General features: G+C 56.0%; 14 protein-coding genes. 7 read left to right on the forward strand and 7 right to left on the reverse strand.

The annotated features are described in order from the left end of the window. Positions 1–10 precede the first annotated feature (10 nt). Both ftsP and A6013_RS05800 read left to right on the forward strand, forming a co-directional pair. Positions 11–1,423 (forward strand): cell division protein FtsP, encoded by a 1,413-nt coding sequence (gene ftsP / locus A6013_RS05795; RefSeq protein WP_028014423.1) that lies wholly within the window; start codon positions 11–13, stop codon positions 1,421–1,423. A gap of 131 nt (positions 1,424–1,554) precedes the next feature. After that, positions 1,555–3,726 carry a YgiQ family radical SAM protein gene (locus tag A6013_RS05800; RefSeq protein WP_028014422.1) on the forward strand — a complete coding sequence of 724 codons (2,172 nt, stop codon included), beginning with the start codon at positions 1,555–1,557 and terminating at the stop codon, positions 3,724–3,726. A 73-nt stretch (positions 3,727–3,799) separates the two neighbouring features. Here the strand turns inward: A6013_RS05800 and dkgA are convergent, their stop codons facing one another. Continuing rightward, on the reverse strand, positions 3,800–4,627 hold the full coding sequence (gene dkgA / locus A6013_RS05805; protein ID WP_021242117.1) for a 2,5-didehydrogluconate reductase DkgA: 828 nt from the start codon (positions 4,625–4,627) through the stop codon (positions 3,800–3,802). 105 nt (positions 4,628–4,732) lie between these two features. Continuing rightward, a complete protein-coding gene (gene yqhD, locus A6013_RS05810; protein ID WP_069732696.1) occupies positions 4,733–5,896 on the reverse strand; it encodes an alcohol dehydrogenase in 1,164 nt (387 codons plus the stop codon). Between the two features lie 195 nt (positions 5,897–6,091). On the opposite strand from yqhD, the gene A6013_RS05815 reads away from it, so the two are divergent. Further along, a complete protein-coding gene (locus tag A6013_RS05815; RefSeq protein ID WP_069732697.1) occupies positions 6,092–6,991 on the forward strand; it encodes an AraC family transcriptional regulator in 900 nt (299 codons plus the stop codon). A gap of 45 nt (positions 6,992–7,036) precedes the next feature. On the opposite strand, the gene yghB is transcribed toward A6013_RS05815, so the two are convergent. Continuing rightward, positions 7,037–7,696 carry a DedA family general envelope maintenance protein YghB gene (yghB, locus tag A6013_RS05820; protein WP_028014419.1) on the reverse strand — a complete coding sequence of 220 codons (660 nt, stop codon included), beginning with the start codon at positions 7,694–7,696 and terminating at the stop codon, positions 7,037–7,039. Positions 7,697–7,839: 143 nt separating this feature from the next. After that, a complete protein-coding gene (metC, locus tag A6013_RS05825; protein ID WP_069732698.1) occupies positions 7,840–9,027 on the reverse strand; it encodes a cystathionine beta-lyase in 1,188 nt (395 codons plus the stop codon). Positions 9,028–9,278: 251 nt separating this feature from the next. Here metC and exbB point away from each other — a divergent pair, with 251 nt between their 5' ends. Together exbB and exbD are read left to right on the forward strand one after the other, a co-directional pair. Beyond that, positions 9,279–10,010 (forward strand): tol-pal system-associated acyl-CoA thioesterase, encoded by a 732-nt coding sequence (gene exbB / locus A6013_RS05830; RefSeq protein ID WP_069732699.1) that lies wholly within the window; start codon positions 9,279–9,281, stop codon positions 10,008–10,010. Between the two features lie 4 nt (positions 10,011–10,014). Then, positions 10,015–10,440, forward strand: a complete 426-nt coding sequence (exbD, locus tag A6013_RS05835; protein ID WP_041908136.1) for a TonB system transport protein ExbD — start codon at positions 10,015–10,017, stop codon at positions 10,438–10,440. Between the two features lie 42 nt (positions 10,441–10,482). Here exbD and A6013_RS05840 read toward each other — a convergent pair whose 3' ends face one another. Beyond that, positions 10,483–10,932, reverse strand: coding sequence for a hypothetical protein (locus A6013_RS05840; RefSeq protein WP_041908137.1), 450 nt, complete (start codon positions 10,930–10,932; stop codon positions 10,483–10,485). Between the two features lies 1 nt (position 10,933). Next, the gene (locus A6013_RS05845) at positions 10,934–11,338 is read right to left on the reverse strand and encodes a hypothetical protein (RefSeq protein ID WP_041908138.1); all 405 of its coding nucleotides are present in this window, start codon (positions 11,336–11,338) and stop codon (positions 10,934–10,936) included. Between the two features lie 103 nt (positions 11,339–11,441). Between A6013_RS05845 and A6013_RS05850 the strand changes: the two genes are divergently transcribed. Both A6013_RS05850 and A6013_RS05855 read left to right on the forward strand, forming a co-directional pair. After that, on the forward strand, positions 11,442–11,945 hold the full coding sequence (locus A6013_RS05850; protein WP_041908140.1) for an ESA_00282 family adhesion-associated protein: 504 nt from the start codon (positions 11,442–11,444) through the stop codon (positions 11,943–11,945). Positions 11,946–12,026: 81 nt separating this feature from the next. Then, positions 12,027–12,515, forward strand: coding sequence for a TIGR00645 family protein (locus A6013_RS05855; protein ID WP_003862473.1), 489 nt, complete (start codon positions 12,027–12,029; stop codon positions 12,513–12,515). A gap of 76 nt (positions 12,516–12,591) precedes the next feature. On the opposite strand, the gene A6013_RS05860 is transcribed toward A6013_RS05855, so the two are convergent. Further along, complete coding sequence (locus A6013_RS05860; protein ID WP_047367399.1) at positions 12,592–13,632, reverse strand: aldo/keto reductase; 1,041 nt, start codon at positions 13,630–13,632, stop codon at positions 12,592–12,594. Positions 13,633–13,751 lie beyond the last annotated feature (119 nt).

Here is a 13,751-nt window from a genome sequence, read left to right on the forward strand (position 1 = left end):
TGGAGCTTATATGTCACTCAGTCGGCGTCAGTTTATTCAGGCTTCGGGGATTGCCCTTTGTGCGGGTGCGATGCCGCTGACAGCCAGCGCCGCCGGGCAGCAGCAGCCGCTGCCCATTCCGCCGTTGATTGAATCCCGTCGCGGGCAGCCGCTTTTCCTCACGCTTCAGCGCAGCCACTGGTCCTTTACCCAGGGCACGCGCGCGCCGGTGTGGGGCATTAACGGGCGCTACCTCGGGCCGACCATCCGCGTTTGGAACGGCGATGACGTTAAGCTCATTTACAGCAACCGTACGGCTGAAAATGTCGCCATGACCATCAGCGGCTTACAGGTTCCTGGCCCTTTGATTGGCGGCGCGGCGCGAATGATGTCCCCCAACGCCGACTGGGCGCCCGTCCTGCCGATTCGCCAGAGCGCGGCAACCCTGTGGTATCACGCCAATACCCCTAACCGTACGGCGCAGCAGGTCTATAACGGTCTGGCCGGCATGTGGCTGGTGGAAGATGAGGTCAGTAAATCTCTGCCGATACCGAACCACTACGGCGTGGACGATTTCCCGGTCATTATTCAGGACAAACGTCTGGATAACTTCGGCACGCCGGAGTACAGCGAGCCGGGCAGCGGTGGCTTTGTCGGCGATACCTTGCTGGTTAACGGCGCGCAGAGCCCGTACGTGGAAGTGTCCCGCGGCTGGGTGCGCCTGCGCCTGCTCAACGCCTCTAACTCGCGTCGCTATCAGCTGCAGATGAGCGATGGCCGCCCGCTGCACGTGATCTCCGGCGACCAGGGCTTTTTACCCGCGCCGGTCTCCGTTAAACAGCTGGCGCTGGCGCCGGGTGAACGTCGTGAAATTCTGGTGGATATGACCAACGGGGACGAAGTCTCCGTCACCTGTGGTGAAGCCGCGAGCATCGTTGACCGTATTCGCGGGTTCTTTGAGCCGTCGAGCATTCTGGTCTCCACGCTGGTGCTTACTCTGCGTCCAACCGGCCTGCTGCCGCTGGTCACCGATAGCCTGCCGATGCGCCTGCTGCCGCAGGAGATTATGAGCGGCTCGCCGGTGCGCAGCCGTGATATCAGCCTGGGCGACGATCCGGGCATCAACGGCGCGCTGTGGGATGTAAATCGCATTGATATCACCGCTCAGCAGGGCACCTGGGAGCGCTGGACGGTCCGGTCAGACATGCCGCAGTCGTTCCATATTGAAGGTGTGTCATTCCTGATCCGCAACGTTAATGGCGCGATGCCGTTCCCGGAAGATCGCGGCTGGAAAGATACCGTGTGGGTGGACGGCCAGGTTGAACTGCTCGTCTACTACGGCCAGCCTTCGTGGCCGCACTTCCCGTTCCTGTTCCACAGCCAGACGCTGGAGATGATGGACAGAGGCTCGGTAGGGCAGATGCTGGTGAATCCGGCGCCGTAACGTGCTTTTCTCCCTCTCCCTGTGGGAGAGGGTTGGGGTGAGGGCAACAGCCCGCATAATACCCCTTCATTTCCCACAATGTTCCAGCGTATAATCCCCGCCCTTTTGTCTATTTTTTCTTCGGAAGCACTATGAGCGCAATTTCCCTGATCCAGCCGGATCGTGACCTCTTCTCCTGGCCCCAGTACTGGGCGGCCTGCTTTGGACCGGCGCCGTTCCTGCCGATGTCCCGGGAAGAGATGGACCAACTGGGCTGGGACAGCTGCGATATCATTCTGGTCACGGGCGATGCCTACGTTGACCACCCGAGCTTCGGCATGGCCATTTGTGGTCGTATGCTCGAAGCGCAGGGCTTCCGCGTGGGGATCATCTCCCAGCCCGACTGGAACAGCAAAGACGACTTCATGCGTCTGGGGAAACCAAACCTGTTCTTCGGCGTGACCGCCGGCAACATGGACTCGATGATCAACCGCTATACCGCCGACCGTAAGCTGCGCCATGACGACGCCTACACGCCGGATAACGTGGCGGGCAAACGTCCGGACCGCGCGACCCTGGTTTATACCCAGCGCTGCAAAGAAGCCTGGAAAGACGTGCCGGTGATCCTCGGCGGCATCGAGGCGAGCCTGCGCCGCACCGCGCACTACGACTACTGGTCAGATACCGTGCGCCGCTCGGTGCTGGTGGACTCCAAGGCCGACATGCTGATTTACGGTAACGGCGAGCGTCCGCTGGTGGAGGTGGCGCACCGTCTGTCGCAGGGCGAGCCGGTGAGCAGCATCCGCGACGTGCGCAATACTGCGATCATGGTGAAAGAAGCGCTTCCGGGCTGGAGCGGGGTGGATTCACGCATTATTGATATGCCGGGCAAAATCGACCCGATCCCGCACCCGTACGGTGAAGATCTGCCGTGTGCCGATAACAAGCCGGTTGAACCGAAGAAAGCGGAAGCGAAGGCTATCGTTGTGCAGCCGCCGCGTCCGAAGCCGTGGGAAAAGACCTACGTGCTGCTGCCGTCCTACGAGAAGGTGAAAGCCGACAAGGTGCTCTACGCGCACGCGTCCCGTATTCTGCACCATGAAACCAACCCGGGCTGCGCCCGCGCGCTAATGCAGAAGCACGGCGAGCGCTTCATCTGGATCAACCCACCGGCGATCCCGCTCTCCACCGAAGAGATGGACAGCGTCTTTGCGCTGCCGTACAAGCGCGTGCCACACCCGGCGTACGGCAACGCCCGTATCCCGGCGTATGAGATGATCCGCTTCTCGATCAACATCATGCGCGGCTGCTTCGGCGGCTGCTCCTTCTGCTCCATTACCGAACACGAAGGCCGTATTATCCAGAGCCGCTCTGAGGATTCGATCATCAATGAGATCGAAGCCATTCGCGACTCGGTGCCGGGCTTTACCGGCGTGATCTCCGATCTCGGCGGCCCAACCGCGAACATGTATATGCTGCGCTGCAAGTCGCCGCGCGCGGAGCAGACCTGCCGTCGTCTCTCCTGCGTCTACCCAAGCATTTGCGAGCACATGGATACTAACCACGAGCCGACGATCAACCTCTACCGCCGCGCGCGCGATCTGAAGGGCATCAAAAAGATCCTCATCGCCTCCGGGGTGCGTTACGACATCGCCGTGGAAGATCCTCGCTATATCAAAGAGTTGGCGACGCACCACGTCGGCGGTTATCTGAAGATTGCGCCGGAGCACACCGAAGAAGGCCCACTGTCGAAGATGATGAAGCCGGGCATGGGCAGCTACGATCGCTTTAAGCAGCTGTTCGACACCTACTCGAAGCAGGCGGGCAAAGAGCAGTATTTGATCCCGTACTTCATCTCCGCGCATCCTGGCACGCGCGATGAAGACATGGTGAACCTGGCGCTGTGGCTGAAGCAGCGTCGCTTCCGTCTGGATCAGGTGCAGAACTTCTATCCTTCACCGCTCGCCAACTCGACGACCATGTATTACACCGGCAAAAATCCGCTGAGTAAGATTGGCTACAAGAGTGAAGAGGTGGTGGTGCCGAAAGGGGATAAACAGCGTCGCCTGCATAAGGCGCTGCTGCGTTACCACGATCCGAAAAACTGGCCGCTGATCCGCCAGGCGCTGGAAGAGATGGGTAAAAAACACCTCATTGGCTCGCGCCGCGACTGCCTGGTTCCGGCTCCTACGCTGGATGAGATGCGCGAAGCGCGTCGCCAGAACCGCAATACGCGCCCGGCGCTGACCAAACATACGCCGATTGTGCATCAGCGTTCGAACGGTAATTCCAGTGTGAAGAAACCTGTGAAGCGTAAAGCGTAAAAGAAAACCCCGGCTTGCCGGGGTTTTTTGTAGGTCGGGTAAGGCGAAGCCGCCACCCGGCGTTTTAACGCGATTACCCGCCAAACTGATCCGGGTCCGGCCCAAGCCGCTTACCTTTATCCAGCTTCGCAATTTCACCCAGCTCGTCTTTGTCCAGTCGGAAATCCCAGACGTCGAAGTTCTCGGCAATGCGCGACGGCGTGACCGATTTCGGGATCACCACCAGGCCGTTGTCCAGATGCCAGCGAATGACGATCTGCGCCGGGGTTTTGCCGTATTTATCCGCCAGGTCGCGGATGATTTTCTGATCGAACACGCCTTCACCGCCCTGCGCCAACGGGCTCCAGGACTCGGTCTGGATCTTGTGGGTGGCGTTCCAGGCGTGAAGCTGGCGCTGCTGCAGCAGCGGGTGCAGTTCGATCTGGTTAATCACCGGAGCGACGCCCGTTTCGTCAATCAGGCGCTGCAGGTGATGCACCTGGAAGTTACAGACGCCGATGCTTTTCACCAGCCCCTCTTTCTGCAGTTCAATCATCCCTTTCCAGGCGTCAACGTAATGGTCGATGGCCGGAACCGGCCAGTGCATCAGGTACAGATCGACGAAATCAAGCTGGAGTTTCTCCAGGCTCTCCTGCAACGCTTCGCGGGGGCGCTTTTGATCGTCGTTCCACAGTTTAGTGGTGATGAACAGCTCATCGCGGGGGACGCCGGCGCTGGCCAGCGCGGTCCCCACGCCGTCCTCGTTTTTGTACGCGGCGGCGGTATCAATCGACCGATAGCCGACTTCGAGTGCTTTATGAATGGCGGAGACGACCTCGTCGTTACCGGCTTTCCATACACCTAGCCCCAGCTGGGGCATCACGTTGCCGTCCTGCAGCTTGATTACGGTTTGGTTTGCCATTTTTCCTCCTTCAGGTGCGCATCGCCGGAGGGGGACTCCGGCGATGGGGTGTGCATTAAGTCTGGACGAAATGTCAAAAAACGAAAGTCAGGATGCCAAAAACGCTTAGCGTGCCGCTTCGTAGATCCGACGGCTGACGTCCAGCGTAATGTCACCGTGCTCGCCCAACTGGGTCATGCCGTGCTCTTCGAGTTTTGCCAGCAGGGCAGGAATGGAGCTGCCGTCCAGGCCGTAGCCGGACAGACGCGTTGGCACGCCCAGGCTTTCAAAGAAGTTACGGGTCGCTTCAATGGCGGCATTAATACGCGCATCGTCAGAGCCCTCGGTGATGTTCCACACGCGCTCGGCGTACTGCAGCAGTTTGGCGCGCTTGGTATCCCGTTTTTCGTTCCACAGCGCAGGCAGCACAACGGCCAGCGTCTGGGCGTGGTCCAGGCCGTGCATCGCCGTCAGCTCGTGGCCCAGCATATGGGTTGCCCAGTCCTGCGGCACGCCAGCGCCGATCAGGCCGTTCAGCGCCTGCGTCGCGGCCCACATGACGTTGGCACGCACGTCGTAGTTTTCCGGCTCTTTCAGCGCTTTCGGGCCGTCTTCAATCAGCGTCAGCAGAATGCCTTCCGCGAAGCGATCCTGAATTTTGGCATTAACAGGGTAGGTCACGTACTGCTCGACGGTGTGTACAAAGGCATCGACCACGCCGTTCGCCACCTGACGCGCGGGCAGGGTGTAGGTGTAAACCGGATCCAGAATGGCAAAGACAGGCTGAACGTGTTCGTTCATAAAGGCCTGCTTGTCGCCGGTGGTTTTGCGGGAGATCACCGCGCCCTTGTTGGATTCAGAACCCGTCGCTGGCAGGGTCAATACGGATCCCATCGGGATCGCGCTTTTAATGTCGCTGCCGCGGGTTTCCAGGATGTGCCACGGATCGATGCCATCAGCGTAGTGCGCTGCCGCCGCGATGAATTTAGTGCCGTCCAGCACGGAGCCGCCGCCGACCGCCAGCAGGAAGGTGATGTTTTCTTCGCGGGCGATTTTCACCGCGTTCATCAGCGTTTCGTAAGACGGGTTTGGCTCAATGCCGCCGAACTCAGTCACGTCCAGTCCGTCCAGAGCGCTGTAAACTTGATCCAGCACGCCGGTTTTTTTCACGCTGCCGCCACCGTAGGTGATCAGCACGCGGGCGTCAGCAGGGATCTGCGCGCGCAGGTCGGCGATAGCGTCTTTACCAAACAGAATGCGGGTTGGGGTGTGAAGATTAAAGTTGTTCATTGCTCGTTCCCTTTAGTGGGTGAAAAACCGTGGTGGCGCTGATGGCTACCTGATGCTGCTCATTGTGGCCGTCCGGGGCCAGGCTCTCAATGCACATTCCTGCCGATGTCTTGCCCATTTCTACAGAGCGCTGGAGAAACTTCGTAAAAATGCGCAGACTGTGAGGGTCGGAAACCGTACCCGGAGTAACGTAAAATGAACCGTGAAGCGATCTGCCTTCAGCTTACCTCGCAGATTAAAATGCTGATAGATAAAGAAAATAAGGTTAGCGACCTGCTGCCGGACATTCGCCTGCTCTACGGCACGCAGCCCGGGACGCGCACGCCGGTGATGTACCAGCCGGGCATCGTTTTTCTCTTTTCAGGCCATAAGATTGGCTATATCAACGAGCGGGTGTTCCGCTACGACACCAATGAATATCTGCTCCTGACGGTACCTTTACCCTTCGAATGTGAAACCTTCGCGACAGAGTCGGTCCCGCTGGCGGGTATTCGCGTCAACGTCGATATTCTTCAACTGCAGGAGTTGCTGATGGAGATTGGCGAAGACGAGCTTTTCCAGCCGTCGATGGCCTCCAGCGGGATTAACTCGGCGACGTTGTCGGAAGAGATCCTCTGCGCCATTGAGCGCCTGCTGGACGTCATGGAAAGGCCGCTGGACGCGCGTATTCTCGGCAAGCAGATTATCCGCGAAATTCTTTATCACGTGCTGCTGGGGCCGGGCGGCGGGGCGTTACTTGCGCTGGTGAGCCGACAGACCCACTTCAGCCTGATCAGCCGCGTGCTCAAGCGTATTGAAAGCCAGTACACGGAGAACCTCAGCGTTGACCAGCTGGCGGCGGAAGCGAACATGAGCGTTTCGGCGTTTCACCACAACTTTAAGTCGGTGACCAGTACCTCGCCGCTGCAGTACCTCAAAACCTACCGTTTGCATAAGGCGCGGATGTTGATGATCCACGACGGCATGAAGGCCAGCGCGGCGGCCATGCGCGTCGGCTATGAAAGTGCGTCGCAGTTCAGTCGGGAGTTTAAGCGCTATTTCGGCGTCACGCCGGGAGAAGATGCGTCACGTATAAGAACGATGCAGGGCGCCTGAGGGGAAACGTAGGCCGGGAAAGCGGTAACGCCACCCGGCTTTTGTTTATGCACTGCAATACTTTTTCTTAATCACCACCGCAATGGTACCCACCAGCCCAGCAACCAGCAGGAATATCGGCAGGATCATCAGGAAGGTCATCACCTGATCTTCATGGTGCTTCACAAAGGGGATCATGTTCAGCGCGTAGCCGAGGGTGGTGACCACGCCAACCCACAGCAGGGCGCTCAGCCAGTTGAAGAACTGGAAGCGGCGGTTAGACAGCCCGGAAATACCCGCCATGGTGGGCAGAAGGGTGCGAACAAACGCCAGGAAACGCCCGGCGAGCAGCGCCAGCAGGCCGTGGCGGTCAAACATACAGGTCGCACGCTGGTGATATTTATGCGGTAACTGCGCCAGCCAGCCCTTCACCACACGCGTGTTCCCCAGCCAGCGGCCCTGCAGATAGCTCAGCCAGCAGCCCAGGCTCGCGGCGGAGGTAAGGATAACCATCGTTGGCGTAAAGTCCATGACGCCTTTGCCGATCAGCGCCCCGGCAAGCAAAAGCAAACTGTCACCGGGTAAAAACGAGGCTGGCAGTAATCCATTTTCCAGAAACAGCGTCGCGAACATCACGAAATAGACGACGCCTACAACGTGGGGATCCGCCAGGGCGGCAAAATCATGTTGCCAGAGCGCCGCGATAATATCTTGAATAACAGCCATGGACTTTCCTGTGGAACAGCAGAGATAACGCTATTGTACTCCCAATTTCACCTGTCGGGATTGATCGCAGGCGCAACTCATGCAGACTTTTCTGCATGCAGTGTTCACAAAAGCGTCCGGGGAGTACATTTTCAGCCCGCACTCTACACGATACGTTCAAAGCCTGCAGATAAATCCGCAATTAAATCGTCCACATTTTCTAAACCGATATGCAATCTAATGAGGGTGCCGCTGAAGTCCACTTCTCCGCCGGGGCGCAGGGCCCCGATCTGCTCCGGCTGATTCGGCAGGATCAGAGATTCAAAACCGCCCCAGGAGTAGGCCATGCTGAAGAGGGTAAAATTATCCAGATAGCTTGCCAGTTCGTCATTACTCAGCCGTTTTTTAAGCACAAACGAGAACAACCCGCTGCTGCCCGTAAAGTCACGTTGCCAGAACTCATGGCCTTTACTACTCGGCAGCGCCGGATGGTTCACGCGCTCAACCTGCGGATGCTGCGCCAGCCATTCAGCGATTTTCAGGCTACTTTCATGATGCTGACGCAGACGCACGCCGAGCGTACGAATGCCCCGGCTGGTCATGTATGCCGTGTCTGCATCCACCATCTGGCCCATCAGGTAGGCATTTTCCCGCAGCTGGTCCCAGCAGCGCGCGTTGGAAACCGCGGTGCCAATCATCCCGTCAGAGTGTCCAATCAGGTATTTCGTTGCCGCCTGAATCGAGATATCAATATCGAATTCCAGCGCCTTAAACAGCACACCTGCCGCCCAGGTGTTGTCGATCATGATAATCGCCTCTGGCGCTTTGCTGCGCACGGCCTTCACGATAGCCGGAACGTCGTGCACTTCCATGGTGATGGAGCCAGGAGATTCCAGGAACACAATGCGCGTGTTTGGCTGGATAAGTTCAGCTATGCCTTCACCAATCAGCGGGTCAAACCAGCTGGTGGTCACGCCGAGCTTGCTGAGAATTTTTGTGCAGAAATCCTGGCTGGGTTCATAGGCGGTGTTGGTCATCAGGATATGGTCGCCCTGTTCGACAAACGCCAGAATGGTGTTGGCGACTGCCGCCGCACCGCACGGGAACAACGCGCAGCCCGCGCCCCCCTCCAGCTCGCACATCGCTTCCTGCAGCGAAAAATGGGTTAGCGTGCCGCGGCGACCGTAGAACAGCCCGCCTTTTGCGCGGTTACGCGTGGCGATTTTTTTCTCCTCAACGGTATCAAACACCAGCGAGGAGGCGCGCTGAATCACGCTGTTGACCGATCCCTGAGTGTATTTTTTGCTGCGTCCCGCCTGCACCAGCGTGGTATCAAGATGCTTCTTCGTCATGTTCGCTAACCCTGTTTTTATACGTCTGGACGTCCAGACTACCACGATTGTAAAAAACTGCACCCGCATGCTTATCGAATAAGCAGAAAATATTAGCAAAAAAGTGCATAAGAAATTTTTACTGCGTAAGCGCAAGGAAACTGAGCGAAAATTACGGCACCATGTAAATACTAATGAGAACGACTATCAATTCGACGGCTTTTTGATATTATTACGTTCAGATTTTGTGATTTGCGTCCTGGAGATACAGAGTGGGTAATAATTTGATGCAGACGGATCTCTCCGTTTGGGGCATGTATCATCATGCTGACATCGTGGTTAAGATTGTGATGATCGGCCTGATTCTGGCGTCCGTTGTCACCTGGGCTATCTTCTTCAGCAAAAGCGCCGAGCTGCTTTCGCAGAAGCGTCGCCTCAAGCGGGAACAGCAGCAGCTGGCAGAAGCTCGCTCTCTAGATCAGGCTTCTGAGATGACCTCATCCTTCCACCCGAAAAGCCTGACCACCCTGTTAGTGAATGAAGCTCAGAACGAGCTGGAACTCTCCGCCGGCAGTGAAGATAACGAAGGTATTAAAGAGCGTACCGGTTTCCGTCTGGAGCGTCGCGTTGCGGCCGTTGGCCGACACATGGGACGCGGCAATGGGTATCTGGCGACCATCGGCGCGATTTCACCGTTCATCGGTCTTTTCGGTACGGTCTGGGGCATCATGAACAGCTTTATCGGCATTGCTCAGACCCAAACCACCAACCTGGCGGTAGTGGCCCCGGGTATCGCGGAAGCGCTGCTGGCGACGGCAATCGGTCTGGTCGCGGCAATTCCGGCGGTGGTTATCTACAACTTTTTCGCGCGTATGATCGGCAACTACAAAGCCACGCTCGGCGACGTTGCCGCTCAGGTTCTGCTGCTGCAAAGCCGCGATCTCGACCTGAATGCCAGCGCCGTGAAGCCGGTGCATGCGGCGTCTAAACTGCGCGTAGGTTGATTGTATGGCAATGCGTCTAAACGAAAATCTGGACGATAACGGCGAAATGCACGAAATCAACGTGACGCCGTTTATCGACGTCATGCTGGTGCTGCTGATTATCTTCATGGTGGCAGCCCCCCTGGCGACGGTCGACGTGAAGGTGAATCTGCCTGCCTCCTCCAGCCAGCCGCAGCCGCGTCCGGAAAAGCCAATTTATTTGTCGGTGAAAGCGGATAAATCCATGTTCCTGGGGAACGACCCTGTGACGGATACCTCCGTTATTCCGGCGCTGGACCAGCTGACCGGCGGCAAGAAAGACACCACCGTCTTCTTCCGGGCGGACAAAACCGTCGACTACGAAACCATGATGAAGGTAATGGACACGCTGCATCAGGCGGGTTATCTGAAGATTGGGCTGGTCGGGGAAGAGAAAGCGGCCTCGAAGTGATAAAGAAGCTGGCGAAAGCCGGCTTTTTTTATGCCTGTCGGTTTATGCGTTTTTGTTGTCCGTCGGTGCGGTAGAGGGGGTGGTCAGCGCGTCCTCATCAAGCGCAACGCAGGTGACGTTTGACGTACGGTACTCACCGGCTGACAGTTTGCGCGTCAGGCGCAGGGTGGCGACTTCTCTGGCAAGCAGATACTGATAGTTGGCCTCCAGACGTCCCAGCAGTTTCTCTTTCAGTTCTGGAAGCTGTTCGATGATGGCGTTCATCACGGCGCCGTAAATTTCTTCTTTAACCTGTAACGGATAAATCTCGCGGCGATTCTGCCATTTCAGACGCACCAGCGTTGCCGGGATCGATACCAGGTCTTGTGTAATACGCGTCATCTCGGCATTTTTTGCATTTCTTAGCGCCTCGATGTTTTGCTTTAAGATAAATTCATCACTTTTTTTATCATCTAAAGTCAAATAAACGTTATTGTCTTTAACTTCTTTCACGTTAATCTTCCCCCAGGGTATAAAAAATAGGGTTGTTTTTTTCTCGCGTAATTAGATTAAGCCAAATTTCATTGCCGGCCTCATTTATTTCTTTCGTTTTTTCAGCCATTATTTGACTTAGTTTCTGGGCATCTATTTCGCCTTCTGCCTGCAGGTCATTCAGCAGGTGGACGAAGGCTTCAATTTTTATAGCGCGAAATAAGCGGTCTTTTATATGGCGATCGTGCTCTTCCAGCAGCATATTACGGGATTTGCCAGTGTGAGAAACGCCAATTAATATATCAGGCTCGAAATCAGAGAGCTTTCTTTTCCCCTGAGTGAAACTGGCCTTTTTTTCTTCTTCCGTCGGTTGCTGTTCCACAGGCGTAATGTGGTACTTAGCCGGGACGAGATAGTCGGGCAGCATTTTTAATTTCCTTTAATTTCAACAGGGTGGGGTTGGTAAAGGCGTGAGATTCGTTGACAATATCATGAGGCAATTTTAAAATCAAAAAAAATGGAGCCAACCCATGAACAGCATCTTTTTTACGGTCATCACATTACTATTACTGACCGCTGGTGTGCTTTTATTGATGCAGGAGTTCAATAAAACGAAAGTGTCGAAAGACACCAGTGAACCGCCACAACCTGAACTGATGACAAAAGAGGAAGGAGAAGATCATTTCTCTGTTTTGATGAACTCAGTTACGCCTGTCTGGTACTGGCGGGTGAATCATGAATATATCGACTTCTTACACGCGACAATTAAGCGCATGAAAATGTCGGAAATTAATGACACGCCCGGTCTGTTTGAGGCGCAGCGTCGCTGTAGCGATCTGAATTCAGCGGTTTATAAATATTACGACAACATCAAAAAGCGCTGTCTTAACGGTGAGAAGGTCTCGTATTCCGACCTGGACGTATTAAACCTTCGCCAGTGTTTTCGCGAGTTTAGTCTGGAAGCCTACCCGGAGCTGGTGGTGCTGGTCTGGCCGGAGTATGCGCGTCCTGAGGTTAACCCGGACGACGTCTGAGTGGCGTACTGGTTAGTTCTTGCAAACAGTCAGCGCCGTTGAGATATACTGAGCGCTGGTTTCGTTTGCAGACAGGATTTTATGGAACGCTTCTTTGAAAACGCAATGTATGCCTCTCGCTGGCTGCTCGCACCCGTCTATTTCGGTCTTTCCCTGGCTCTGGTCGCCCTGACGATCAAGTTCTTCCAGGAGATTTTCCACGTATTGCCTAACATTTTCTCCGTGGCGGAAGCTGATTTAATTCTGGTTCTGCTGTCGCTGGTGGATATGACGCTGGTGGGCGGCTTACTGGTGATGGTGATGTTTTCCGGTTATGAGAACTTCGTCTCTCAGCTTGATATCGCCGAGCATAAAGAAAAGCTCAGCTGGCTGGGGAAAATGGACGCCTCGTCGCTGAAGAATAAAGTTGCGGCATCTATAGTGGCAATCTCCTCTATCCACCTGTTACGCGTGTTTATGGACGCGAAAAACGTCCCGGATAATAAGCTGATGTGGTATGTGATTATCCACCTGACGTTTGTGCTGTCGGCGTTTGTGATGGGGTATCTGGATAAGATCAGTAAGAAATAAGGTACACATTTCTCCCCTCACCCTAACCCTCTGCCGGGGAGAGGGTTAGGGTGAGGGGAGAAAGCAACGAACCACACTATTTATCCGACGAAGCCTGCCACAAATTCAGTTCCCCGTCCGCCACGTGCTGGTCAATCCGCGTCAGTTCATCTTCCGTAAAGCGCAGATTACCCAGCGCCTGAACATTCTCCTCAAGCTGTTCCGGGCGGCTCGCGCCAATCAGCACTGACGTCACGCGAGCATCTTTCAGCAGCCAGCTCAGCGCCATCTGCGCCATTGTCTGCCCGCGCGCCTGCGCCATCTCATTAAGCAGACGAAGACTGTTCAGGTTAGCTTCCGTCAGCATTTTCTGCGTCAGGCCGCGCACTTTGTTCCCCTCGCGCTGCATGCGAGAACCTTCCGGAATACCGTTCAGGTATTTTCCGGTCAGCAGACCCTGCGCCAGCGGGGTAAAGGCAATACACCCCGTGCCGTTTGCTTCCAGCGTATCCAGCAAGCCGGTCTTATCGACCCAGCGGTTAAGCAGGTTATAGGACGGCTGGTGGATCAGCAGCGGGATCTTCCACTCGTGCAGCAGCGCGGCCATTTTTTGTGTGCGCTCGGTAGAGTAGGAGGAAATGCCCACGTACAGTGCTTTCCCACTCTGAACAGCATGAGCCAGCGCGGAGGCCGTCTCTTCCATTGGCGTATTTTCATCCACGCGGTGGGAATAGAAAATATCCACGTATTCGATGCCCATACGTTTCAGGCTCTGGTCGAGACTGGCGAGCAGATACTTGCGTGAGCCGCCTGAACCGTACGGGCCTGGCCACATGTCGTAACCGGCTTTAGTGGAGATAATCAGCTCGTCGCGATACCGGGCAAAGTCCTCACGCAGCAGGCGGCCAAAGTTCTCTTCCGCGCTTCCCGCAGGCGGTCCGTAGTTGTTGGCAAGATCGAAATGGGTAATCCCGAGATCGAAGGCTTTACGCAGCAGCGCGCGCTGGGAGTCAAGGGGCTGAACGTGGCCGAAGCTATGCCACAGGCCCAGCGACAGCGCGGGCAGGCGCAGGCCGCTCTTGCCACAGTAGCGGTACTGCATATTCTCGTAGCGGGTAGCGTCAGGGTACCAGGACATGATGTCTCCTTTTCTTATAGATGATTTTTTGAAACGTCGTTTTCATTCTGAACTTATCACATCATGTCGTGCGAAGATAAGGGTTAACGGTGGCTGTGCGACCTGTGAAGCCACGCTAA

Origin of the sequence: Enterobacter sp. IF2SW-B1 (assembly GCF_001743375.1) — a bacterium.
GTDB classification, from domain to species: Bacteria; Pseudomonadota; Gammaproteobacteria; order Enterobacterales; family Enterobacteriaceae; genus Enterobacter; species Enterobacter bugandensis.